Source organism: Sphaerisporangium viridialbum (genome assembly GCF_049674955.1).
Classification (GTDB): Bacteria; Actinomycetota; Actinomycetes; order Streptosporangiales; family Streptosporangiaceae; genus Sphaerisporangium; species Sphaerisporangium viridialbum.
Map to the genome: position 1 here is coordinate 4005964 of NZ_CP187232.1, position 22834 is coordinate 4028797.

Here is a 22834-nt window from a genome sequence, read left to right on the forward strand (position 1 = left end):
AGGACCCCATGATGCGCTGGCACAGGAGCCTGGCCGTCCTCACGGCCGCGGGCTCGGTGGCACTCACCGCCGCGGCCTGCGGAGGCGGCCAGGTAAGGGGTACGCAGAACACCCCGCAGGCGGGCTCGGCGGGCGGCGCGGCGAACGCGACCTTCGTCTACGTCCCCAACCTCGACGTGGTGACCGACTGGGACCCCGCGACCTCGTACTCCAACGAGATCATCGCGATGGAGAACATCTACGAGTCGCTCACCCGCTACGACCCGCGGGCCAAGAAGGCGGAGCCGAGGCTCGCCACCTCGTGGACCTCCTCGGGCGACGGCAAGACCTGGACCTTCACCCTGCGGCCCGGCGCGACGTTCCACACCGGCAAGCCCGTGGACGCCGCCGCCGTGAAGGCGTCGGTCGAGCGCACCAAGAAGGAGGCCGGCGGCCCCGCGTACATCTGGGACTCGGTGGAGTCGGTCACGGCCGTGAACACCACCACGGTGGAGTTCAAGCTCAAGTACGCGACGCCGCTCGACCTGGTCGCCTCCTCCGACTACGGGGCCTACGTCTACGACACCACCGCCGCCCCCGACCTGAAGAAGTGGTTCGGCGAGGGGCACGACGCGGGGTCGGGGCCCTACACGGTCGACACCTGGCAGAAGGGCCGGGAGACCGAGCTGACCCTCAAGGCCTTCGACGGTTACTGGGGCGGCTGGGCGGGCTCCCGCTACAAGCGGGTGGAGTTCCGTGTCACGCCCGAGCTGACCACCGCCTGGCAGCTCCTGCAGCGCGGTGAGGTCAACTTCGTCCAGCGGCTGAACCCGCAGCTGTTCGCCCAGGCGGGCGGCCAGGGCGCGCAGACCTCGCAGACCCCCTCGTTCCAGAACCTGCTCGCGCTGTTCAACACCGAGAGCGGCCCGCTGAAGGACGTGCGGCTTCGCAAAGCGGTGCAGAAGGCCATCGACTACGACGGCCTGGTCGCCGCGCTCAAGGGCTCGGGGGTCAAGGCCAGCGGCCTGGTGCCCGAGGGCCTGCTCGGCCACACGCCGGGGCGCGAGCCCGTGCAGGACCTCGCGGGGGCCGAGTCGCTGCTGAAGGAGGCGGGCTACGGGCCGGGCGGCAAGCCGCTGACGCTCACCATGACCTACGCGCAGGGCGACGGCGACCAGCAGCTGCTCGCCACCCTGCTCGGCTCGGCCCTGGACAAGCTGAACGTCAAGCTCGAGGCCAAGCCGCTGCAGTGGAACACCCAGTGGGACCAGGGCAAGTCCGCGGACCCCGCCAAGCGCCAGGACATCTTCGTCATGTACTGGTACCCGGACTACGCCGACGCCTACTCCTGGTTCGTCAACGTCTTCCGCGGCTCCGACAAGCCCGCGTTCAACCTGTCGTACCTGAAGGACGACCAGGTGGACGGCCAGATCGACAGCCTTCCCGCGCTGACCGCGACCGACCAGGCCGCCGCCGAGAAGGCCTACGCCGACCTGCAGAACAGGATCGTCGACGACCAGGCCGCCGTCGCCGTGCTGTTCACCCAGAACTACCAGCGCGCGTACGCCAAGGGCGTCCAGGGGTACACCGACAACCCGGCCTACCCGAACGTCGTCTTCGTCCACGACCTGACGGCCGGCGCGTAACGGGTGGTCCGCTACCTCGCCCATCGCCTCGGCCAGGCCGCGCTGGTCGTGGCCGGGGTGATCGCGCTCACCTTCGTCGTCACCCGGCTGGTGCCGGGTGACCCGGCGGTGGCCTACGCCGGGCCCAAGGCGAGCCCCGCCGAGCTCGCCGCGGCCCGCGCGCGGTTCGGCCTGGACGACTCGCCCCCGGCGCAGCTCCTGAACTACGTCCGCGACCTGTTCGCGGGCGACTGGGGCACCAGCCTGCACACCCGGCAGCCGGTCGCCCAGGACCTGGCCACGGCGTTCCCCGCCTCGCTGGAGCTCGTCGGCACCGCGCTGGTCATGGCGGTGGTGGTGGGCATCCCGCTCGGCGGGCTGGCCGCGCGCTTCCGGGGCAGGGGGCCTGACCTGACCGTGCGGGTGTCGTCCGTGCTGGCCGTCTCGGTGCCGGTGTTCTGGCTGGCCCTCGCGGTGCAGACCGTGTTCGCCAGCAACCTCGCGTGGTTCCCCGTCGCGGGCGAGTACGACAACGCGCTCGACTCCACCAGCCCGCTGCACGTGTACACCAACATCACCGTCGTGGACGCGGCCATCACCGGCAACTGGCCGATCCTCGGCAGCACGCTCGCCCACCTGGTGCTGCCCGCGCTGGTGGTGGCCGCCTACCCCACCGGCCTGATCGCCCAGATGACCCGCGCCGCGCTCATCGAGGAGGCCGGGCAGGACCACACCCGCCTGGCGCGCGCCCTCGGGTTCGGCGAGACCTCGGTGCTGACCCGCTTCGCCCTCCGGCCCGCGCTCAACCCGGTGCTCTCCCTGATCGCGCTGGTGTTCGCCTACGCGGTCGTCAACGGCTTCCTGGTGGAGGCGGTGTTCAACTGGCCCGGCCTCGGGCGGTACGCCGCCGACTCGATCAGGTCGCTGGACACCCCCGCGATCGCGGGCGTCACCCTGCTGGTGGCCCTGCTGTACGTGCTGGCCAACCTCGTGGTCGACCTCCTCCAAGGCGTCATCGACCCGAGAGCGAGGACCCGATGACCGCGCCGCCCCCCGCCCCGGGACCGGGACCCACGCCAGGGAGGACCCGATGACCTCGGTCGCGCTTCGCCGCACCCCCCTCCGCAGGCTGGGCGACCTCGCCAGGGCCGACGTCCTCGCGGCCACCGGCCTGGTGATCCTGGTCCTCATCGTGCTCGCCGCGCTGCTGGCGCCCTGGCTCGCGCCCTTCCCCGACGACGGCGGGGCGGCGACGCATCCCGCCGAGGCGCTGCTCCCGCCGGGCGCCGACCACTGGTTCGGCACCGACCAGGTCGGGCGGGACGTGCTGAGCCGGGTGCTCTTCGGCGCCCGCACCTCGCTGTTCATCGCGGCCGCCGTGCTCGTCGTCTCCGCCGTCGCCGGAGTCGCGCTCGGCGTCGTCGCCGGGTACGCGGGCGGCTGGGCGCGCGATGTGATCATGCGGGTCACCGACGTGTTCCTCGCCTTCCCCGCGCTGCTGCTGTCGCTGGCCCTGGCGGTGGTGCTGCAGCCCTCGGTCACCACCGTGATCGTGGCCATCGCGGTGACCTGGTGGCCCTGGTACGCGCGGCTCACCGCCTCGGTGGCCGCCTCGGTCGCGGGCCGGGGCTTCGTGGACTCCGCCCGCTGCCTCGGCGTGCCCGCCCCGGTGATCGTCTTCCGGCACGTGCTGCCCAACTCGCTCACCCCCGTGCTGGTGCAGCTCTCCCTGGACGGGGGCGGGGTCATCCTCACCGCCGCGGCCCTGTCCTACCTCGGGCTCGGCGCCCACGAGCCCACCGCGGAGTGGGGCCTGATGGTCGAGCAGGGGCAGACCCTGTTCACCACCGACTGGTGGGTGGTCACCTTCCCCGGCCTGGCCATCCTGGTGACCGCGTTCGCGTTCAACGTGCTCGGCGAGGGACTCCGCGCCGCACTCGACCCCCACAGGCGGCCCCGATGACCGTCCCACCCCAGCTCCTGCCCGAACCCGCCGGACGGCCCCGATGAGCGCCCCTCCCGAAGGCCCGGAGACGCTCATCAGGGTGCGCGACCTGGTCGTCCGCATTGGCGACCGGGTGATCTCCAGCGTCCCGGCCCTGGACGTCGCCCCCGGCCAGTGCGTCGCGATCGTGGGCGAGAGCGGCTCGGGCAAGACCACCGCCCTGATGGCCACTCTCGGCCTGCTGGACGGCGCGGAGGTCACCGGCGAGATCGTCGTGTGCGGAACCGACGTGATCGGCGCCCCGGAGAGGCGGCTGCGGGAGATCCGCGGCGCGCGGGCGGCCCTGGTCATGCAGTCCCCCCGCGCCGCGCTCACCCCGACGATGCGCCTCGGCACCCTGCTGCGCCGCGCCCTCGCCCGCCACGGGGTCAAGGGCGAGCAGGCCGCGCGGCGGGCCGAGGACGCTGTCGCCGCCGTGCTGCTGGACCGCGCGATCCTGCGCCGCTACCCGCACGAGGTCTCCGGCGGGCAGGCCCAGCGGTTCGCCATCGCGCTCGCCATCGCCCTCGGCGCCGACGTCATCGTGGCCGACGAGCCGACCAGCGCGCTGGACGTCACCGTCCAGGCCGAGGTGGTCGGGGTGCTGCGCCGCCTGCGCGACGAGCGGGGCCTCGCCGTGCTCCTGGTATCGCACGACCTGGCGCTGGTGTCGGCCATCGCCGACCACGTCCTGGTCATGCGCGAGGGGACGGTGGTCGAGAGCGGGCCCGCCGCCGAGGTGTTCGCCCGCCCCCGCGCCCCCTACACCCGCGAGCTGATCGCCGCGGTCCCCGAGCTGCCGGAGGTGGGGCGATGAGCCTGCTGAGCGCCGAGGAGGTGACGCTCGCCTACGGGCGGACGCCCGTGGTGCACGAGGTCAGCCTCGCCGTCGAGGAGGGCGGCGTCGGGCTGGTCGGCGAGAGCGGCTCGGGCAAGACCACTCTGGCCCGTGCCCTGCTCGGCCTGCTCACGCCCCGCTCGGGCAGGGTCCTGTACGGCTCGCGCGACCTGGCCGCGATGAGGCGCGGCGAGCTGGCGGAGTTCCGCGGCGCGGTGCAGCCGGTGTTCCAGGACGGCAGCGAGGCGCTCAACCCCCGGATGCGGGTCGGCTCCTCGATCGCCGAGGCGCTGAGCACCCACCACCGGCTCGACCGGGCGGCCCGCCGCGTGCGGGTGGCGGAGCTGCTGGACGACGTGGGGCTGGAGCCCGGCCTGGCGGCGCGCAGGCCGCACGAGATCTCCGGAGGGCAGCGGCAGCGCGCCGCCATCGCCCGCGCCCTGGCGGTCGCGCCACGGCTGCTGGTGCTCGACGAGCCGACCAGCGCCCTGGACGTGACCGTGCAGGCCCGGGTCCTGGACCTGCTGCAGGCCCTGCGCGCCGGCCGGGGACTCACCTACCTGCTGATCACCCACAACCTGGCGGTGGTCGACCGGCTCTGCCGCACCTCGCACGTGCTGTTCGCCGGCCGCGTGGTGGAGTCCGGGCCCACCCGCGACCTGCTCACGCGTCCCGCCCACCCGTACACGCTCGCCCTGCGCGACGCCGTGCCCCGCATCGGCGGCCCGCCGCCGGCGGCCACCGGGCGCACCGAGGCGGCGCCCGCCGAGGTCGGGTGCGCCTTCCGGCTGCGCTGCCCGCTGGCCGTGGACCGGTGCGCGGCCGAGGCCCCGGCGCCGCGAGCGCTCGGCGGGCGCCGCGTGGCGTGCCACCGGGCGGAGGAGGTCCTCACGGTTGCTCCACGTCAATGATCTGCTGCGGGCCCCCGCCGGGCGGCGGCTGACGCTGGTCGCCGGGCCCTGGGACGCGCGCGCCGTCGAGAGCGTCGTCATCGTCGACGAGCCGGGCGAGCTGCGGCGCGCCCCCGCGGGCGCGGTCGCGGTGCTGTCGCGCAACGCCATGCAGGCCGGCCTCGGGGTGGCCGCGATGCTGCGCACCGCCGGCGAGCGCGGGCTGGCCGCCCTGGTGCTGCCCGGGCATTCCGGCACCTCTCCCGCCATCGTGGAGCTGGCCCGCAAGTTGCGTGTGGCCGTGCTGGCGGGCTCCTTCGACCAGACGCTGTCCGACACGGTCTTCGGCCTGAGAGAGGTCGTGCGGTCCGACCCGGGGCTCCTGCTGAGCCGCACCAGGGAGGCGGTGGAGCGGCTCGGCGCGGTCGACGGAGCGGGCGAGGACGTCATCCTGCGGGCCGCCTCCGAGGCGGTCGGCGTGGCCTACGGGGTCGCCGGGGTGGCCGAGTCCGCGGCCACCTCGGCCGTGATCCGCGTGGACGGCCGCGCCGACGGCTACGTCCGCTGGGCCGATGACGATCCGGCCGCCGCGATCGTGGCCGGGGTGGTCGCCGCCATGCTCGGCCGGGTGCGCGCCGCCGCGCGGGCCGCCGAGGCCGCGCGTGCGGCCGCGCTCCTCGCACTGGTGCGCGCCCCCGCCAGGGACCTGCCCGCCGCACTGCGCCGGGCCAGGATCGCCGGCGTGCCGGTGGACGGCTGGCACGTCGCGGTGTTCGTCCGCACGGAGTCCGGCGTGCCTCCCTCGCCCTGGGCGGAGGAGGAGCTGGGCGGCACGCTGCTCGCCACCCCCTGGCAGGACGGCCTGCTGCTCGTGCGCACCTGCGAGGAGCGGCCGGCGCGCGCGGAGGACGTCCTCGACGCGGCGCGGGTCGCCAAGTCCTTGCCCACCGGCGTCGTGGCGGGGATCGGCACCTGCCAGCAGGGCGCGGAAGGGCTCCGGCGGACCGCCGCGCAGGCCAGGACGGCGGCCGCGCACGCTCGCCCCGGCGAGGCGGCGGCCTTCGACCGGCTCGGAGTCCACGCGGTGCTCGCCGAGCTGGCCGGGAGCGACAGCGCGCTCATGGCCGCCCGCGACATGCTGGCCCCCCTCGACCGGCTGGGCGTCCTCGCGCCGCACGCCGTGCCCACGCTCAAGGCCTACCTCGACACCTGGGGCTCGCGCACCAAGGCCGCCGCGCTGCTCAACCTGCACCCGAACGCCGTCGCCCACCGCGTGCGCCGCATCGCCGAGGTCCTCGACCTCGACCTGTCGGACACCGAGACGCGCTTCGCCCTCCAGCTCGCCTGCCACGTCGTGACCGAGGCGGGCCCATGACCGGGACGCCGTCCAGGCCCCGCGTGACCGGGGTGTGCCGTGGAGACAACAACCTACGGGGGAACGTTGTGAGGACACATCGACACCGGCCGGACACGGCCCTACCTTCCGTGACATGTCCACAGTCATAGGGGTCGACGTCGGCGGCACGTTCACCGACCTGGTCTCGTACGACGCCGAGACCGGTGAGATCACGGTGGCCAAGCGGCCGACGACGCCGGAGGCCCCCGAGATCGGGGTGCTGGCCGCCGTCGACGCGGCGGCAGGCGCCGGTCTGCTCGAGCGCTGCTCCTACTTCGTCCACGGCACCACCGTCGGGCTCAACGCGCTGCTGGAGCGGCGCGGGGCGACGGTCGGCCTGATCACCACCGAGGGGTTCAGGGACGTCCTTGAGATCCGGCGGGGCGACCGGGACGATCCGTACGACCTGTTCTGGACCCCGCCGCCTCCCCTGGTGCCGCGCAGGCTCCGCAGGGAGGCGCGGGAGCGGATCGCCCACGACGGGACGACGGTGCGCGACCTCGCGCCCGCCGATGTCCTGGCCGCCGCCGAGGTCTTCCGCGCCGAGGGAGTGGACGCCGTCGCCGTCGTGCTGATCAACGCCTACGCCAACCCGGCGCACGAGCTGCGGGCCCGCGACCTGCTGCGCGAGGCCGGGTTCGCCGGAGAGGTGTCGCTGTCGCACGAGGTGTCGGGGGAGTACCGCGAGTACGAGCGCACCACCACCACCGTGGTCGACGCGTTCGTACGGCGGCGGATGGGCCCCTACCTGCACAACCTCGACCGCGAGCTGCACCGCAGGGGGTTCTCGGGGCGGCTGCTCGTCACCCGCTCGGGCGGCGGGGCGTTCACCCTGGCCGAGGCCGCCGCGCGGCCGTTCGAGACCATCCTGTCCGGGCCGGTCGCGGGGGCGGCGGCCACCGCCCGCGTCGCCCGGGCCCTCGGCATCCGCTCGGCCGTCGTCGCCGACGTGGGCGGCACCAGCTTCGACACCGCCCTGATCGAGGACGCCAGGCTCCCGCTGCTCTTCCAGGGCGAGGTGGAGGGCCTTCCCCTGCAGAGCCCCTGGGCGGACGTGCGGTCGGTCGGCGCGGGCGGCGGATCGGTCGCCTACGTCGACGTGGGCGGGCTCCTGCGCGTGGGACCGCGAAGCGCGGGCGCCGTGCCGGGCCCCGCCTGCTACCAGCGCGGCGGCGCCGAGCCGACCGTCACCGACGCCGCGCTCCACCTCGGCATGATCATCCCCGGGCCGATGTCCGGGGGCGTCGTGCTGTCGGCCGAGCGGGCCGCGGAGGCACTGAAGCCGCTCGCCGGGCCGTCGGGGCTGGCGGGCACCGACGCGGTCGCCGAGGGCGTCGTCAGGATCGCCGCCGCGCACATGGCGCAGGCGGTGCGCGGGGTGAGCGTCGACCGGGGCGCCGACCCCCGGAGCGCGGCCATCGTCGCCTTCGGCGGCGCGGGGCCGCTGTTCGGATGCCTGCTCGCCGACGAGCTCGGCGTGGACCAGGTCGTCGTGCCACCCAACGCCGGCAACTTCTCGGCGGTGGGGCTCATGCAGGCCGACATCGTCCGCAGCGCCGCCCGCACTCTCGTCCGCGCCCTCGACGACGCCGGCCTGGAGGAGATCGCGGGAACGGCCGCCACGCTGTTCGCCCGGCTGGCCGAGCGCGACGGCGCCGCGGCCGTACCTGAGGACGCGGAGGAGGCCGTGGCGGTGCGGGAGCTGGACCTGGACCTGCGCTACCGGGGCCAGGAGCACACGCTGACCGTGCGGGCCGAGCCGGGCGACGACGCGGCCATGATCAGGGAGCGGTTCGCCACCGCCTACCACCGCTCCTACGGCCACGAGCTGACCGACCCGCTCGAGGTCGTGACGGTCCGTGCGACCCTGCGCGTCCCGATGAGGGCCGAGCACGAGCTGGTCCCCGCGCCCCCCGCCGAGGAGGAGCCGGGCCGGGAGATCCGGCTGTGGTCGTTCAGGCGCCGCGCGTTCGCCGCCACCCGCGCCGTGCCGCGCGCGGCGCTCGCCGGGCCTGCCGAGGGCCCGCTCGTGCTCGTCGAGCCCACCGCGACCACCTACGTGGACGAGGGGTTCACCGTGGAGGCCCACCCCAGCGGATGCCTCCTGATCAGCAGGAACGCGCCCAGTGGGATCGCGGCGGCCGAGGGCGCCGCGAGGACGGAGGCGAGCAGCCGATGACCATCGTCAGGACGACCTTCGCCGAGCCCCACCCCGGGCTAGGAGACGGCGCCGACCCGATCACCACCGAGATCGTCCGGCAGGGGCTGAACGCCGCGGCCGACCACATGAAGCGGTCGCTGGTGCGCACCGCGTTCTCGCCGATCATCTACGAGGCCCTGGACTTCGCGGTCGCCTTCTACGACGACGACCTCGGCATGCTGGCCCAGGCCCCGACGCTGCCCGCGTTCATGGGCACGCTGGGGTTCTGCGTGCGGGAGGCGGTGGAAGGCGTCGGCGGCCCCGGCGCCCTGGCCCCCGGCGACGTGATCCTCTACAACGACCCCTACGGCACGGGCTCGCACCCGCAGGACGCCGCCATGGTGGTCCCGATCTTCGTGGCGGGGGAGCTGGTCGCCTACTCGGCGATCAAGGCCCACTGGCTCGACATCGGCGGCAAGGACCCCTACTGCACCGACACCCTGGACGTGTACCAGGAGGGCACCATCTTCCCGGGCGTCAAGCTCTACGACGCCGGGCGCCTGGTCACCGACGTGTACCGCATGATCCTCGCCAACAGCCGGATGGCCGACATGGTGATCGGCGACATCAACGCCATGGTCGCCGGGGCCAGGGCGGGGGCCGAGGCGCTGTCCGCCATCGTCGAGCGCCACGGCGTCGAGACGTTCAGGAAGTGCGTCGCCCGCATGTACGCCCACGGCGACGCGCTCGTGCGGAGCTGGTTCGAGAAGCTGCCCGACGGCGTGTACACCGCCTCCAGCGTGATCGACTCCGACGGGGTCAGCGGGGTCCCCGTGCCCTTCGGGGTGAAGGTGACCGTCGAGGGGTCCTGCATCGTCGTCGACCTCACCGACTGCCCCGACCAGGCGGCCGGTCCGATCAACTGCCCGCTGCCCTCCACCGTCGCGGCCTGCCGGCTCGCCATCGCGTTCCTCGCGGGGGCGGGCGAGCAGCCCAACGAGGGGCACTTCCTGGCTCTTGAGGTCCTCACCCGTGAGGGCTCGCTCTTCCACCCGGTGCGGCCCGCGCCCTGCTTCATGTACGGGATCCCCTCCGACCACGCGATCGAGCTGGTCATCCGCGCGCTGGCCCCCGCCGTGCCGTCCATCGTGCCCGCCGCGAGCGGCGGCGACATCAACGCGCTCGTGTGGTGGGGCAACCGCGAGGACGGCGGCGCGCCGTGGGCCGACGGCGCGCCCCACCCCGTCGGGCAGGGCGCCTCGCCGTTCGCGGACGGGGCCAGCGCCCTCATGTACATCTCGGAGTCCGCCACCCGCTTCACCCCCGCGGAGGTGTGGGAGGCACGCAACCCCTGGCGCATCGAGCGGCTCGCGCTGGCCGAGGACTCGGGGGGCCCGGGACGGTACCGGGGCGGGCTCGGGCTCGACCTGTCCTTCCGCTGCCTGGAGGACCAGTACCTGACCTCAGCCCTTGCCCGCACCGCCCTCGCCCCCTGGGGGCTCGCCGGCGGCCTCGCGGGGCGGCCCAACCGGCTCACGGTCGAGTACCCGGACGGCACCACCGAGGACCACGCGCTCAAGACCCGCATCCACCTGCCGAAGGGCACGCTGGTCCACCTGCGCACCGGCTCGGGCGGCGGGTACGGCGACCCGGCGGAGCGCGACCCGGCGGCCGTGGCCGAGGACGTGCGCGAGGGGTACGTCAGCGAGGAGCAGGCCCGCCGCCACCATCCCCACGCCTTCGGATGACCGGGCGGTCGGCGGCGGGCGAACCGTCAAGGATGCGAAGATCCGCACGCCTCCGGGGTAGGCCTCTCGTCACCTGAGGGCGATGGCACGGACTGCTCACCCGGAAACCCGGAGAAGATCCCTCCCCTACGGGCTCCCGGGGACATAGTGTGATGTGATGGATCGTCGCATCTTCGGCTTGGAGAACGAATACGGCGTCACCTGCACGTTCAGGGGGCAGCGCAGGCTGTCTCCCGACGAGGTGGCACGGTACCTTTTCCGCAGAGTCGTGTCCTGGGGCCGATCGAGCAACGTGTTCCTCCGCAACGGTGCCCGCCTGTATCTCGACGTGGGCAGCCACCCTGAGTACGCCACCCCCGAGTGTGACAACGTCGTGGAGCTCGTCACCCACGACAAGGCGGGGGAGCGCATCCTCGAAGGCCTGCTCGTCGACGCCGAGAAGCGGCTACGCGAGGAAGGCATCGCTGGAGACATCTACCTTTTCAAGAACAACACCGACTCCGCGGGCAACTCCTACGGCTGCCACGAGAACTACCTCGTCGGCAGGCACGGGGAGTTCGGCAGGCTGGCCGACGTCCTGATCCCGTTCCTCGTGACCCGGCAGATCATCTGCGGGGCCGGCAAGGTGCTCCAGACCCCGCGCGGCGCGGTCTACTGCGTCTCCCAGCGTGCCGAGCACATCTGGGAGGGCGTGTCGAGCGCCACCACCCGGTCGCGCCCGATCATCAACACCCGCGACGAGCCCCACGCCGACGCCGAGCGCTTCCGCAGGCTCCACGTCATCGTCGGCGACTCCAACATGAGCGAGTCCACCATGCTGCTCAAGGTCGGGGCCACCGACCTGGTGCTGCGCATGGTGGAGGCCGGCACGGTCATGCGCGACCTCAGCCTCGAGAACCCCATAAGGGCGATCCGCGAGGTCTCCCACGACATGACCGGACGCAGGCGCGTGCGCCTGGCGAACGGCAGGGAGGCCTCCTCCCTGGAGATCCAGCAGGAGTACCTCTCCAAGGCCCGTGACTTCGTCGACCGCCGCGGCGGCGACGCGATCACGCGCAGGGTCCTGGAGCTCTGGGAGCGCACCCTGCGGGCCGTGGAGACCGGAGACCTCGACCTGGTCTCACGCGAGATCGACTGGGTCACGAAGTACCAGCTCATCGAGCGCTACCGCAACAAGTACGACCTGCCGCTGTCCTCGCCCAGGGTCGCCCAGCTCGACCTCGCCTACCACGACGTGCACCGCAAGAGGGGCCTGTTCTACCTGCTGCAGAAGCGCGGCGCCGTGGAGCGGGTGGCGTCCGATCTGAAGATCTTCGAGGCCAAGTCGGTGCCGCCGCAGACCACGCGGGCCCGGCTGCGCGGGGAGTTCATCCGCAAGGCGCAGGAGAAGCGCCGCGACTTCACCGTCGACTGGGTGCATCTCAAGCTGAACGACCAGGCCCAGCGCACCGTCCTGTGCAAGGACCCCTTCCGCAGCGTGGACGAGAGGGTCGACAAGCTGATCGCCGGCATGTGAGCGAGGCCCCGGCCGGTTCGTCACGACGATCCGGCCGGGGCCTTCGCCGGTGAAAGTTTCGCCACGGGCCACCTGGGCGCTACGCCCGTATCCATGCCCGCAGCGGGGTTTCCGGTGGTCGCGGCGGTGTTTCCGGGGACGTTCCCTGAAGCGAATCCGAAGGCAAGGTCACACTTCGGCAAGATCGAGTCGCGCTGACTCACGTGGTCATGACGGTCCGGTAGTGTTACGCGAACGTGACGTCTTTCCAAGGGATACCCATGCGCCGACTGGCCGTTCTCGCCGCGTTGCCGTTGCTGTTCGCCGCCGCCTGCGGCGGTAACAACGGCGACGTGACCGCCAAGCCGGGGGCCGCGCCCTCCGGTGTGAAGGTGGCGGGAGAGTTCGGGAAGAAACCGCAGGTCACCTTCCCCGCGGGCAAGCCGCCCGCCACCTCGTCGGCGCAGACGATCTCCGAGGGCCAGGGCAACGTCGTCAAGGACGGCGACGCGGTCGTCGCCAACCTCACCGCCTACAGCTGGGACGGCAAGAGCAACGCGGCCTCGGGCTCCACCTACGACGACGGGGCGCCGCAGCTCATCAAGGTCGACGCCAAGCTCCCGTCGGTGGTGCACAAGGCCTTCCAGGACAGCAAGCCCGGCGGCCGGTTCCTCGCCGTCGTCGCCAAGGACAGCCTGACCGCCGACCAGGTCGAGCAGGCCAAGTCGCAGGGCGCCGACACCTCGATCGCCAGCGTCTACGTCGTCGACGTGATGGGCGTGCCCACGGCCAAGGCCGCGCAGGGCACCGCGACCGACCCGGGTGTCACGGGCGTCAAGCTGGAGAACCCCGGCGGAGACCAGGCCCCCAAGCTGACCACCAAGACCAGCGAGCCCGCGCCCAAGGGCCTCGTCGCCAAGACCGTGATCAAGGGCTCGGGCCCGGTCGTCAAGACCGGCCAGACCATCCTGGTGCACTACACCGGCAAGATCTGGGGCAGTGACAGCGAGTTCGACAGCAGCTGGAGCCGCGGCGAGCCGGTGATGTTCCCGATCGGCGTCGGCAAGGTCATCAAGGGCTGGGACCAGAGCCTGGTCGGCGTCCCGGTGGGCAGCCGGGTGCTGGTGTCCATCCCGCCGGACCTCGGGTACGGCAAGGCCGGCTCGGGCGACAAGATCAAGGGCACCGACACCCTCGTCTTCGTCGTCGACGTCCTGGGCGCCTACTGACCTCTCCGCGCCTCCCGCTTCGCTCGCCACGGCCGTACCCCCGCCCTTTACGGGCATGGGGTACGGCCGTTCGGCTTTCCAGAGGCGGTGCGGCACCGCCATACACTCGCCCTTGTGAGCAGTGACGATCTGGGCCATCCCGATGCCCTCGATGTGCTCGGCGCCCTCCGCGATCCCGTGCGGCGGGCGGTGTACGACTACGTGGCCGGGCAGGGGCATGAGGTGGGCCGGGACGAGGCCGCGCGGGCGGTGGGGGTGGGCCGCACGCTGGCCGCCTTTCACCTGGACAAGCTCGTCGAGGCAGGCCTGCTGGAGTCTGATTTCCGCCGGCTGAGCGGGCGCACCGGTCCTGGCAGCGGGCGCCCGGCCAAGGTCTACCGCCGTTCCCCGGTGGAGCATCAGGTCAGCCTGCCTCCGCGCGACTACCGCACCCTGGCGCTCGTGCTGGCCGAGGCCCTGGACGCGCTCGGCGGCGAGGAGGCCGCCGAGGCCGCCGCCCGCCGGGTGGGGGAGCGGGCCAAGGCGTCCGAGCTGCGCGAGGCGCTGCGGGAGCGCGGCTACGAGCCCTACGACGACGACGGCGACGTGGTCCGCCTGCGCAACTGCCCTTTCCACATGCTCGCCGAGGAGCGTCCGTTGATCGTCTGCTCGTTGAACCTGGCCCTGTGCGAGGGTCTGCTGTCGGCTCTCGGGGACCGCCGCGTCACCGCGCGGCTGGACCCCCGGCCGGGGGAGTGCTGCGTCGTCTTTTCTAAAAACAATGAAGATTGACATAGAAAGATCCGGCGTGGTGTCCTAGGCGCATGCATCTGGCCCAGCTCAACGTCGCCCACCTGCGCGCCCCCGTCGACTCGCCGGAGATCGCCGATTTCGTCGCCGCCCTCGAACCGATCAACGCGATCTCCGACGCGGCCCCGGGCTTCGTCTGGCGCCTCAAGGGCGGGGAGAGCCCCACCGACACCGTCCAGCACGATTACGGCGACCTGCTCTTGATCAACTTCTCGGTGTGGGAGTCCCGCGAGTCCCTGTGGAACTTCGTCTACCGCAGCCCGCACCTCGGCATCCTGCGCCGCCGCCGCGAGTGGTTCCACCGCGTCGCCGAGCCGTACAGCGTGATGTGGTGGATCCCCGAGGGCCACACCCCGAGCCTCGCGGAGGCCATGGAGAGGCTGCGGACGCTCAGGGAGGAAGGTCCCGGGCCGGACGCCTTCACCTTCACCGACTTCCACGAGCCGCCGACGACCGAGGCCGAGAGGCCGGCCGACCAGATGGCCTAAGTGGTCCCCGCCGGAAATCCCTCGGGGGTTGACGGTTCGGCCCTGGCCAGAGCCGCTGCCGACCCGATGATGTCGCAGAAGATCACCCGGCAGGTGAAGGAGATGATGCAGAAGCGGGATGAGGAGGGGCTACGGCGTTCCCGGACAGGTTTGATGCGCTCATGACAGGGACCGTTTCGGGGAGAGTCGGCTGACGCCGGGTGCGGTGAGCAGGTAGGACTCGTGTACGGAGCGCGGTTCAGGGGCGGCGGGCGGCCCAGGTAGTGCGGGTGGTTCGTACGGTGAGGTCCTCGCGCCGCAGGATGCTGTGGGGGCCGTCGCCGTCAAGGACGGCGTCGAGCAGGGCCAAGTCGGCATCGGACAGCTGGCCGTCCGCGTGGGAGCGCAGCTTGCTCAGGGATATCTGGGCGTAGCGGCCGGTGGCCTCGGGCAGCGGGGCGGGCAGGTCGATGGCGAAGGGCCGCTTGGCTTCGAGGACGAAGCCGGCGCGGCTGAGGTTGTCGGTCCAGTCGAGGGCCGGGCCGTTGTTCAGGGCGGCGTGCAGACGGGCTTCGAGGTGTCCCAGGCCGATGTCTTCGGGCAGGAAGCGGGGGAAGAAGTCCATCTCGGTCACCGCCAGGAGCCCGCCGGGCCGCATTGCGTCGAAAGCCCGGGCCAGGGCCTGGTCGGGGTCGGCCATGTGGTGCAGGGAAGAGGTCGCCCACACCAGATCGGCCGGGGCGAGTTCGGGCCAGACCGCGTCCAGGTCCGCCTGAACGGTGTCGAGCCGGCCGGCCAGGCCGAGCCCGTGGGCCTTCTTCGACAGATGGTGCAGCATCTGCGGGGAGAGGTCCAGCGCGGTGGCCTGGGCCTGCGGGAAGCGCTCCAGCAGGGCGATGGTCCCGGTACCGGTTCCGCTGCCCAGGTCGAGGATGCGGCCGGGGGCCGGGTCGGTGAGCTCGTCCAGCCAGGCGGTCAGCTCGGCGAGATGGCTGTGCAGAACCTCGGCGTCAAGGTCCAGGAGTTCCGCCAGGGCGACGGTGTCGGCCCCGGCGCGCTCGTGGTTCTGGTGAGGGCGGCGCATGTCCTTTATGTCGTTGGTGTTCACATTTCGACCCTAACGTCGATGTGCGCGCCTGGCATACACTCTTGCCTATGGCGCAAGAAAGCGATTTGGACGGCACCATCCGCCTCCGGATCAGGGGGCTGCGGCAGGCCCGCGGCTGGTCCCTGGACAACCTGGCCGAGCGGGCCTTCCTCAGCCCCTCCACGCTGAGCCGGATCGAGACCGGGCACCGGCGCATCAGCCTCGACCAGCTGATCGCACTGGCCCGCGCCCTGGGCACATCTCTGGATCAGCTGGTGGAGTCCGTCGACGACGACGACGTCGTGATCAGGCCGCATCGCGACGAACGGCTCGGGCTGACCACCTGGTTGCTCAGTCGCGAGTCCGGACCGGCCGGTGTCACCGTCGCCAAGATGCGCATCACCGACGAAGCCCGCGGGGACGGGACCGACCAGCTCGGGGTCCACCCCGGCAGAGACTGGTTCACCGTCATGTCGGGAACCGTCACGCTGCTGCTCGGTGAGCGCACCATCCACGTCGAGACCGGACAGGCGGCCGAGTTCTCCACCATGATCCCCCACGCCATCAAAGCCCACGGCGGACCGGCGGAGATTCTGATCATCCTCGACCACGATGGACAGCGCACCCACCTCCACCCTCCAGCCTGACCACCCGTCCGGAAGAGGAGACCCCATGCGTCGCGTCGCGCCCGGCGCACGGGTCCACCACGCCTGGCCAACCTCGGTAGCCCGTAAGAGGCTGACAACTGACATTGCTGACCGTGGTCAGTGCTCATGATCAGCCGACAGTGCTCACCGAATCGTGGATCCTAGCCTCGGGCTTTCGTGCGCCCAGCAGAACGGAGGTGAAGCCGTGACACCTGCGTACTCACGCCCGCAGACCGCAGCCAGGCGTTGGGCTCTGAGGGAGTAGGGCTTACCAGGGCACCGTGGTGCCGTCCCACGAGACGAATCCGCCGGTGGGTCCGTCATCGGGCAGCAGCGCCAACCGGACGGCTCCCGCCGCTGCTTCCGCGGGATCGCCGCCGCTGGCCGCGGCGAACGGGTTGAGGTCGGTGGCACGCAGGCCAGGCGCGAGCGCGTTCACCTTCACCCCGGCCTCGGCGAGCTCGAGGGCGTAGAAGACGGTGAGTGCGTTGAGTGCGTTGAGTGCCGCCTTCGACGACCGGTACGCCGCGCCGGCACCGGTACCGGACCCGGATCTGAACTGCGGGTTCGGACCGGTACTCCACGCGAGCGAACTGGTGTACGTGGCGGCGGCAGTGGTCGTCGACCCGGTCAGTGCGCCGAGTACGCGTCGGTGTCGATGTCCTCGATGAGGGTCGGTCCGGTGGGCGTCCAGCCGAGCAGCTCCCGCGTCCCGGTGCTGGTCGCCTCGAGGTCCATGGCGAAGAAGTTGCCGATCCAGCCGAAGTGGTCATGGACGTCCTCGGCGGCGATCGAGGCGACGGGCAGGTTGAACGCGCGGCCGATCGCCTCCGCGATCTCGCGGGTGGGGACACCCTGTTCGGCGACGGCGTGCAGGCGGGCGCCTGCAGGCGCCTTCTCGAGGCCGAGGGCGACGAGGCGGGCGGCGTCGGATCGGTGCACGGCGGCCCAACGGTTGGTCCCGTCACCGGGGTAGCCGGAGACGCCCTTCTCGCGGGCGACCGCGGCGATGATCGCGATGAACCCGTGGTCGCGGGTGCCGTGCACGGTGGGTGAGAAGCGCAGGCTCACGCTGTGCACGCCACGCTCGACGAACTCGAGCGCCAGGTTCTCGCTCCCGCCGCGGGGGGAGTCCGGGCCGTGGGCCGAGGACGCGTCGTCCTCGGTGGAGGGCCTGCCCTTGGCGAGGCCGGCGACGCCCGATGCGAACAGGAACGGACGGCCGGTACCTACGAGCGTGTCGCCGATGGTCTGGACGGCGGCCCGCTCGGCCGCGCTCGAGGCGGCCGGATTGGAGAAGTCGTGCTTGTTCGCGAGATGGATGACGGCCTCGGAGTCCTCGGCGCCGGCGCGGATGCTGTCGAGGTCGTCCAGGTCCCCGCGGCGGACGTGGGCGCCCTTCGCCTCGAGGGCCGCGGCGGACGCGTCGGACCTGGCCAGTCCGGTGACCTTGTGGCCCGTAGCGAGCAGTTCGTCGACCGTGGCGGAGCCGATCCATCCGGAGGCTCCAGTGACGAAAACGTGCATGATGTGATCTCCTTCGACGCCCCGCCAGTTAGCGGGGCGAATGATCCGAGTGGTTGGTAGCAGCGACTGATGTCAGTCACAGACATAGCTTACCCCTGTCAAGTCAGTCACTGTCATCGCTATACTTGATCGCATGGTGCGTTGGGAACCGGGGGCTCCGGAGCGGCTGCAGAAGGCGGCACTCGAGCTGTTCGCCACCCGCGGCTACGAGCAGACGACCGCCACTGAGATCGCACAGTCCGTTGGCCTGACCGAGCGCACCTTCTTCCGCCACTTCAGCGACAAGCGCGAGGTCCTGTTCTACGGGCAGGACGTGTTCGTCCAGGCGTTCCTCGCCGGCGTGGACACCGCACCACCGGGCGCATCTCCGATCGAGATCGTCGCCTGCGCCCTGCAGTCCGCGGCGTGCTTGTTCCCGGACGAGCGTCGGCCCCACTCCCGCCAACGACAATCGGTGATCGAGCAGAACCCCGCGCTGCAGGAACGCGAGTCGCACAAGCTCTCCAGCCTTGCCACGGCCGTCGCCGACGCCCTCCGCGCGCGTGGCATCAGCGAACTCGCCGCCACCCTGGCCGCGGAGTCAGGCACCACCGTCTTCGGGATCGCGTTCACACAATGGATCCGCGAGGGCGAGCAGCGATCTCTCGCCGACATCTCAGCGGACGTGCTCCGCGAACTACTCGCCCTGACCGGAAAGGCGACGGCCTCACGCAGCATCCCGTGACCACACCGACGCGTACCAGAAGAGCCGTCCGCGCACCGTCGGCGCACTGGATCGGGCAACCAGCGAGGACGAGTCCGTCACGAGGCCACTGGGTACCAGGAGAACGGGGCCCACTGCTTGATGGCGAAGGCTGCTCGATCTCCACGGCGCTGCGGCCGCTGAACCAGGCCCGAACCGTCAACCCCCGAGGGATTTCCGGCGGGGACCACTAAGAGGTCCTAACAAAATGATCTCTGGCGTATCCAGCGACTCGTCTGATCGTTGATCTCCGTGTGAAGAAGGGCGAACAGCTGCCGTGGATCGTGCAAGACAGCTTGTGGGAGCGGATCGAGCCGCTGCTGCCGAAGGTGGAGCGCCGTACCCGTCACCCGGGCCGCAAGCGGCTGGATGATCGCAAGGCCTTGTGCGGGATCCTGTTCGTGCTCTACACCGCGATCCCGTGGGAGTTCCTGCCCCAGGAGCTGGGCTTCGGCTCGGGGATGACCTGCTGGAGACGGCTACGGGACTGGCACCAGGCCGGGGTGTGGGACAAGCTGCACCAGCTTCTGCTGGCCGAATTGCACGCGGCCGGCCAGCTGGACTGGTCCAAGGCGGTGATCGACAGCTCCCACGTCCGAGCGCTCAAGGGCGGCCCAAAACCGGGCCGAGCCCGGTCGATCGCGCCAAGACGGGCTCGAAACACCACATCATCGCCGACGGCAACGGCATCCCCCTCGCCTTCTCCCTCACCGGCGGCAACCGCAACGACGTCACCCAGCTGATCCCCCTCCTCAAGGCGCTCCCGGCGGTGAAAGGCCGGCGCGGCCGCCCCCGCAAGCGGCCCGCCTGCCTGTATGCGGACCGCGGCTACGACCACGACAAGTACCGCCGCCTGGTCTGGCGCACAGGCATCAAGCCACGCATCGCCCGCCGCGGTACCCCGCACGGCTCCGGCCTGGGCATCCACCGCTGGGTCATCGAGCGCACCATCGCCCTGCTGCACTGGTTCCGCCGCCTGCGTATCCGCTGGGAGATCCGCGACGACATCCACGAGGCCTTCATGACCCTCGCCGCCGCGATCATCTGCTGGCGACGCCTCGTCCGCTGATCATTGTGTTAGGACCTCTAAGCCCTCGTCCGTTCATCGCCCAGGATCCGCGATCTTCCCGGACGCGGGATCCGGGTATCGACGGCTCACACGCCTTTCTACGACCATGCCTGCCGTCACCGGTTCAGACTGCTCCTTCCACTTCTTCCACGGTGATCGGCGGAGGGGTCCAGCGCTCGGTCCGGGGAGGCTTCAGGCCGTATTCGGCCTTGAGCTGTTCGGGGATGGCGTAGTGCATCACCCTGCCGCGGGTGAGCGAGCTCAGTTCGAGATTCGTGGTGACGTTACCGATGCGATCGAGCAGCCATTGCCCGAGCGGGCTGCGATCTTCGACGTCCTCCAGGAACCCCTGCACCAGAGGCACGGCCTTGACCACGTTGTCCCAAGCGGATGTGGGCACGCCGAGCCAGTCGGCAGTGGTGTCCCCGATGAGATAGCGGATGATGCCGGGGACCAGGGGATCGAAGAACGTGCCGGGGACCGCGTCCTCATAAAGCTTGATGAGCTGCCGCGTCAGCCGTGCGCCCTCCTCCGAGGGCCCCATGTTGTGCGCCATGTAGAGGTCGGAGTACCGGCGGGCGGATTCGAGGTCGGGGGGAGCGGCCTCGATCCCGAGAATGGCCCCCACCACGCGCCATGCATAGTAGTAAGCGTCGGCGCCTTCTCTCGTGAGGTGGACGCCCAGTCGGTCAATGGCGTCGAGGACCTGGATCGAGAACATCATCTGGCCGCCGATCATGTCCTCCTGGGAGATGGGCAGCCCGTCGGCCGTCTCGTCCCATTGACCTGATCTGCGCAGGTGGTAGCGGATGGCGGCATGCAGAAGACGCACCTTCTGCGCGGCCGGGATGAACCTGCCACCCGCCTCGAAGGCGTCGGGACGCATGAGGAAGACCGTGAACTGGCCCGTCTCCGCCATCCGCCGGGAAGGATAATCAAGCGAATGGGTGGCGCTGAGCAGCCGGGCCACCCGGGGAACGGAGTAGCACGCGGGCATGGACGCGAATGACAGCGCCGTGGAAACGTGGACGTTGTTGTCGATGAAGAACAGCCGCGCGTTCTCCATGATCGTCCAGTCGACCCACTCGGGCGGCATGCGCGTCGCGGAGAGATAGTCACGGGCGACGCCGGGCAGGCCGCTCGGCAGGTCCTGCCCCGACTGGCCGAACCAGCGCATCAACGCGTTGAACTCGCCGACCTGTCCCTTGGCGAAGAGCTCCTCCACCGTCGCGTCCGCCAACGGGTCGCCCTGCCGGCGCAGAGCGGCCAGCGTTTCCGGGGTGTAGATCATGTCTTTCTCGCTTTCACTCTTCGCGTACGGTCGCGGTCAGTGCGAGCTCCTTCAAAGCGTCGCGGGAGCCGGGAGGAAGACGTGACCGGTCGATCACGGAAAGGGCGGTGCGGACGCGCTCGTCGATCATGGTTTCGACGTGTTCTCGGGAACCCGCCGTCCGCATGATCTCCCTGATGCGCTCGATGGCGCTCGGGGTGGGCTCGTCGGACATGAGACGGTCCAGTGTCGTGAGTTCGGCGGGCTCGGCCAGGGAGCGGGTCATGGCGAGCAGGACGGTGGGCTTGCGGCCCTTCAGGTCGTCGGCATTCGACTTCCCGCTTGTTTCGGGATCGCCGAACACGCCCAGCAGGTCGTCGCGTAACTGGAACGCCTCGCCCAGCGGCAGGCCGTAGTCGGTGAACACCCTCATGGTGTCGGCGGAGGCGCCGGCCAGGGCTCCCCCGATGTGCAGGGGGCGCTCGATCGTGTACTTCGCGGTCTTGAACCGGATGATCTCCAGCGACTGCGACACGGCGGTGTGCCTGCCCGTGCTGAGGATCTCCATGAACTCGCCGGCGATCAGCTCCTTGGCGAGCGTCTCCCAAAGAGGACGGGCCCTGGCGAGGTAGGAACCGGGCAGACCGCAGGAGGCGAACAATTGGCAGGCCAAGGTCATCAGCAGGTCGCCCACCAGGATGGCCAGGGCGACACCGCCCGTGTGCCGTTGCTCAGCGCCGTCGAGAAGCTCCTGGAGGGCGACGTGGGCGGTCGGCGCGCCGTGCCGGGTCATGCTGGAGTCGATGATGTCGTCGTGGACGATGGCGGCCGCGTGTACCAGCTCCATCGCCGCGGCGGCCCTGACGACCTCCTCGCAGTCCGGCTGGCCACAGGCACGCCAGCCCCAGTAGCAGAAGGCCGATCGCAGCCGTTTTCCCGCGGATGACGCGACGTGCGCCTGAAAACCCAGCGGGGCGAGCCTCGGGTTCGTTTCCTCCAGGAGCCGGATCTCCTCCAGGAGAAATTCGTCCAGGACGTCTTCGACGCGCCTTTTGAACAGGGCGTGGTCAGGCATTCGCCCGCTTTTGACGGCTGATCGCCCGCTGGGCCAGCAATTCCAGATGAGGAACCGAGCCGTCGGTCCGGCGCTTCATCACGAGGTCGCCACGCGCCATGAGATCGTTCTGCGCCTGCAGGATCAGCTCTTTGAGGTCCGCTCTGCCCAGCAGGCCGCGCAGAATTCGCGCCTGCGCGTTGAGCCGGGTGGCGACCAGATCGGCGAGCCCGGCGACCGTGTACAGGACGCGCTCTCCCGCGTCCGTGTTCTTCGCTACTCCCATCGACTCTCCTTGCGTACTCGGCCGAGTTCTCCGCCCCTGGTGACGGATCAGCACCCCGTGGACCGGATCGAGGTATTACCCACGAGATTTTTCATGGATCAACCTCGAAAAGTCAATGCCGAGGAAAATTCACAAGGCCTTCATCGCGATATCGGAGAGTATGAATATGATCTATGGCACCACATGCGTGATTGTTCCTATTTCACTATTTATAGGAAAAAGTGATGTATTTCATGCGGGCCTCGTCACGGATGCGCCCCTGCCTCAGTCCGAGGAGATGGCCGACGGGCTCGGTTGGCCGTGGCCGGGGCGCGGACCCGGCTTCGACCGCTCCCCTCAGCGACTCGGCTCGGGGTCGAGCCAGACCAGGCGCAGGCCGAGCCGATCCGCGACTCGGACGGAACTCGACCAGCATCCGTGCGGCCGGCCGTTCGCGGTGATCGTCGCCGCCATGCCATCGGGCAGTTGCACCCCGTACAGCTCCACGCCGCCCTCGTCTCCGCACTCCTCGTCGGCGTCACGCAGCAACGCGAACAACCGCGCCTTCTCCTCCACCCCCAACCGAGGCACGT

General features: G+C 71.0%; 22 protein-coding genes. 15 read left to right on the forward strand and 7 right to left on the reverse strand.

Translation table 11 applies throughout. The features are described 5' to 3' along the window. Positions 1-8 precede the first annotated feature (8 nt). The 12 genes from ACOZ38_RS17700 to ACOZ38_RS17755 all read left to right on the forward strand — a co-directional run bounded on the left by ACOZ38_RS17700 (position 9) and on the right by ACOZ38_RS17755 (position 14601). Positions 9-1625 (forward strand): ABC transporter substrate-binding protein, encoded by a 1617-nt coding sequence (locus ACOZ38_RS17700; protein ID WP_424531904.1) that lies wholly within the window; start codon positions 9-11, stop codon positions 1623-1625. Between the two features lie 3 nt (positions 1626-1628). After that, positions 1629-2645 carry an ABC transporter permease gene (locus tag ACOZ38_RS17705; RefSeq protein WP_405148112.1) on the forward strand — a complete coding sequence of 339 codons (1017 nt, stop codon included), beginning with the start codon at positions 1629-1631 and terminating at the stop codon, positions 2643-2645. 49 nt (positions 2646-2694) lie between these two features. Then, on the forward strand, positions 2695-3567 hold the full coding sequence (locus tag ACOZ38_RS17710) for an ABC transporter permease (protein ID WP_405148114.1): 873 nt from the start codon (positions 2695-2697) through the stop codon (positions 3565-3567). A 43-nt stretch (positions 3568-3610) separates the two neighbouring features. Further along, a complete protein-coding gene (locus tag ACOZ38_RS17715) occupies positions 3611-4405 on the forward strand; it encodes an ATP-binding cassette domain-containing protein (protein ID WP_424531907.1) in 795 nt (264 codons plus the stop codon). Then, a complete protein-coding gene (locus tag ACOZ38_RS17720) occupies positions 4402-5337 on the forward strand; it encodes an ABC transporter ATP-binding protein (RefSeq protein ID WP_424531908.1) in 936 nt (311 codons plus the stop codon). Before ACOZ38_RS17715 ends, ACOZ38_RS17720 begins: the two co-directional genes overlap by 4 nt. Next, entirely contained in the window at positions 5321-6691 is a 1371-nt protein-coding gene (locus ACOZ38_RS17725) for a helix-turn-helix domain-containing protein (RefSeq protein ID WP_424531909.1), read from the forward strand. Before ACOZ38_RS17720 ends, ACOZ38_RS17725 begins: the two co-directional genes overlap by 17 nt. 115 nt (positions 6692-6806) lie before the next feature. Further along, positions 6807-8891, forward strand: a complete 2085-nt coding sequence (locus ACOZ38_RS17730) for a hydantoinase/oxoprolinase family protein (RefSeq protein WP_424531910.1) — start codon at positions 6807-6809, stop codon at positions 8889-8891. Next, a complete protein-coding gene (locus tag ACOZ38_RS17735; RefSeq protein ID WP_424531911.1) occupies positions 8888-10600 on the forward strand; it encodes a hydantoinase B/oxoprolinase family protein in 1713 nt (570 codons plus the stop codon). Before ACOZ38_RS17730 ends, ACOZ38_RS17735 begins: the two co-directional genes overlap by 4 nt. A 157-nt stretch (positions 10601-10757) precedes the next feature. Next, the gene (gene pafA, locus ACOZ38_RS17740) at positions 10758-12116 is read left to right on the forward strand and encodes a Pup--protein ligase (RefSeq protein ID WP_262844541.1); all 1359 of its coding nucleotides are present in this window, start codon (positions 10758-10760) and stop codon (positions 12114-12116) included. Positions 12117-12376: 260 nt separating this feature from the next. Further along, entirely contained in the window at positions 12377-13324 is a 948-nt protein-coding gene (locus ACOZ38_RS17745) for an FKBP-type peptidyl-prolyl cis-trans isomerase (protein ID WP_424531913.1), read from the forward strand. Positions 13325-13438: 114 nt separating this feature from the next. Beyond that, on the forward strand, positions 13439-14095 hold the full coding sequence (locus ACOZ38_RS17750) for a helix-turn-helix transcriptional regulator (RefSeq protein WP_424531914.1): 657 nt from the start codon (positions 13439-13441) through the stop codon (positions 14093-14095). Between the two features lie 32 nt (positions 14096-14127). Further along, entirely contained in the window at positions 14128-14601 is a 474-nt protein-coding gene (locus tag ACOZ38_RS17755) for a DUF3291 domain-containing protein (protein ID WP_424531915.1), read from the forward strand. Positions 14602-14839: 238 nt separating this feature from the next. Here the strand turns inward: ACOZ38_RS17755 and ACOZ38_RS17760 are convergent, their stop codons facing one another. Next, positions 14840-15688 carry a class I SAM-dependent methyltransferase gene (locus tag ACOZ38_RS17760; RefSeq protein WP_424531916.1) on the reverse strand — a complete coding sequence of 283 codons (849 nt, stop codon included), beginning with the start codon at positions 15686-15688 and terminating at the stop codon, positions 14840-14842. 47 nt (positions 15689-15735) lie between these two features. Here ACOZ38_RS17760 and ACOZ38_RS17765 point away from each other — a divergent pair, with 47 nt between their 5' ends. Then, the gene (locus ACOZ38_RS17765; protein WP_424531918.1) at positions 15736-16314 is read left to right on the forward strand and encodes a helix-turn-helix domain-containing protein; all 579 of its coding nucleotides are present in this window, start codon (positions 15736-15738) and stop codon (positions 16312-16314) included. Between the two features lie 268 nt (positions 16315-16582). Here ACOZ38_RS17765 and ACOZ38_RS17770 read toward each other — a convergent pair whose 3' ends face one another. Both ACOZ38_RS17770 and ACOZ38_RS17775 read right to left on the reverse strand, forming a co-directional pair. After that, a complete protein-coding gene (locus ACOZ38_RS17770) occupies positions 16583-16753 on the reverse strand; it encodes a hypothetical protein (protein ID WP_424531919.1) in 171 nt (56 codons plus the stop codon). Between the two features lie 191 nt (positions 16754-16944). Next, positions 16945-17841, reverse strand: a complete 897-nt coding sequence (locus ACOZ38_RS17775) for an SDR family oxidoreductase (RefSeq protein ID WP_424531921.1) — start codon at positions 17839-17841, stop codon at positions 16945-16947. 133 nt (positions 17842-17974) lie between these two features. Here ACOZ38_RS17775 and ACOZ38_RS17780 point away from each other — a divergent pair, with 133 nt between their 5' ends. Together ACOZ38_RS17780 and ACOZ38_RS17785 are read left to right on the forward strand one after the other, a co-directional pair. Further along, positions 17975-18565 (forward strand): TetR/AcrR family transcriptional regulator, encoded by a 591-nt coding sequence (locus tag ACOZ38_RS17780; RefSeq protein ID WP_424531922.1) that lies wholly within the window; start codon positions 17975-17977, stop codon positions 18563-18565. A 290-nt stretch (positions 18566-18855) separates the two neighbouring features. Then, positions 18856-19652 (forward strand): IS5 family transposase gene (locus ACOZ38_RS17785; RefSeq protein WP_424537036.1). Its coding sequence is split into 2 segments (ribosomal slippage): positions 18856-19198 and positions 19198-19652, totalling 798 coding nucleotides; the frame shifts between segments, so codons are not numbered across the junction. 124 nt (positions 19653-19776) lie between these two features. Here ACOZ38_RS17785 and ACOZ38_RS17790 read toward each other — a convergent pair. The 4 genes from ACOZ38_RS17790 to ACOZ38_RS17805 all read right to left on the reverse strand — a co-directional run bounded on the left by ACOZ38_RS17790 (position 19777) and on the right by ACOZ38_RS17805 (position 22832). Continuing rightward, positions 19777-20943: an oxygenase MpaB family protein gene (locus ACOZ38_RS17790; RefSeq protein ID WP_424531923.1), complete on the reverse strand. Its 1167-nt coding sequence runs from the start codon at positions 20941-20943 to the stop codon at positions 19777-19779. Between the two features lie 13 nt (positions 20944-20956). Further along, positions 20957-21997 carry a polyprenyl synthetase family protein gene (locus tag ACOZ38_RS17795; RefSeq protein WP_424531925.1) on the reverse strand — a complete coding sequence of 347 codons (1041 nt, stop codon included), beginning with the start codon at positions 21995-21997 and terminating at the stop codon, positions 20957-20959. Continuing rightward, the gene (locus ACOZ38_RS17800) at positions 21990-22262 is read right to left on the reverse strand and encodes a hypothetical protein (protein WP_424531926.1); all 273 of its coding nucleotides are present in this window, start codon (positions 22260-22262) and stop codon (positions 21990-21992) included. Before ACOZ38_RS17800 ends, ACOZ38_RS17795 begins: the two co-directional genes overlap by 8 nt. 336 nt (positions 22263-22598) lie before the next feature. Beyond that, positions 22599-22832: a hypothetical protein gene (locus ACOZ38_RS17805; RefSeq protein WP_424531928.1), complete on the reverse strand. Its 234-nt coding sequence runs from the start codon at positions 22830-22832 to the stop codon at positions 22599-22601. Between the last annotated feature and the right edge of the window lie 2 nt (positions 22833-22834).

What these genes read in the sequence shown, in the direction of transcription:
- ACOZ38_RS17700 (WP_424531904.1), top strand. Translation starts at nt 9, where the DNA reads ATGATGCGCTGGCACAGGAGCCTGGCCGTCCTCACGGCCGCGGGCTCG.
- ACOZ38_RS17710 (WP_405148114.1), top strand. Translation starts at nt 2,695, where the DNA reads ATGACCTCGGTCGCGCTTCGCCGCACCCCCCTCCGCAGGCTGGGCGAC.
- ACOZ38_RS17715 (WP_424531907.1), top strand. Translation starts at nt 3,611, where the DNA reads ATGAGCGCCCCTCCCGAAGGCCCGGAGACGCTCATCAGGGTGCGCGAC.
- ACOZ38_RS17720 (WP_424531908.1), top strand. Translation starts at nt 4,402, where the DNA reads ATGAGCCTGCTGAGCGCCGAGGAGGTGACGCTCGCCTACGGGCGGACG.
- ACOZ38_RS17730 (WP_424531910.1), top strand. Translation starts at nt 6,807, where the DNA reads ATGTCCACAGTCATAGGGGTCGACGTCGGCGGCACGTTCACCGACCTG.
- ACOZ38_RS17735 (WP_424531911.1), top strand. Translation starts at nt 8,888, where the DNA reads ATGACCATCGTCAGGACGACCTTCGCCGAGCCCCACCCCGGGCTAGGA.
- pafA (WP_262844541.1), top strand. Translation starts at nt 10,758, where the DNA reads ATGGATCGTCGCATCTTCGGCTTGGAGAACGAATACGGCGTCACCTGC.
- ACOZ38_RS17745 (WP_424531913.1), top strand. Translation starts at nt 12,377, where the DNA reads ATGCGCCGACTGGCCGTTCTCGCCGCGTTGCCGTTGCTGTTCGCCGCC.
- ACOZ38_RS17755 (WP_424531915.1), top strand. Translation starts at nt 14,128, where the DNA reads ATGCATCTGGCCCAGCTCAACGTCGCCCACCTGCGCGCCCCCGTCGAC.
- ACOZ38_RS17765 (WP_424531918.1), top strand. Translation starts at nt 15,736, where the DNA reads ATGGCGCAAGAAAGCGATTTGGACGGCACCATCCGCCTCCGGATCAGG.
- ACOZ38_RS17775 (WP_424531921.1), bottom strand. Translation starts at nt 17,841, where the DNA reads ATGCACGTTTTCGTCACTGGAGCCTCCGGATGGATCGGCTCCGCCACG.
- ACOZ38_RS17780 (WP_424531922.1), top strand. Translation starts at nt 17,975, where the DNA reads ATGGTGCGTTGGGAACCGGGGGCTCCGGAGCGGCTGCAGAAGGCGGCA.
- ACOZ38_RS17790 (WP_424531923.1), bottom strand. Translation starts at nt 20,943, where the DNA reads ATGATCTACACCCCGGAAACGCTGGCCGCTCTGCGCCGGCAGGGCGAC.
- ACOZ38_RS17795 (WP_424531925.1), bottom strand. Translation starts at nt 21,997, where the DNA reads ATGCCTGACCACGCCCTGTTCAAAAGGCGCGTCGAAGACGTCCTGGAC.
- ACOZ38_RS17800 (WP_424531926.1), bottom strand. Translation starts at nt 22,262, where the DNA reads ATGGGAGTAGCGAAGAACACGGACGCGGGAGAGCGCGTCCTGTACACG.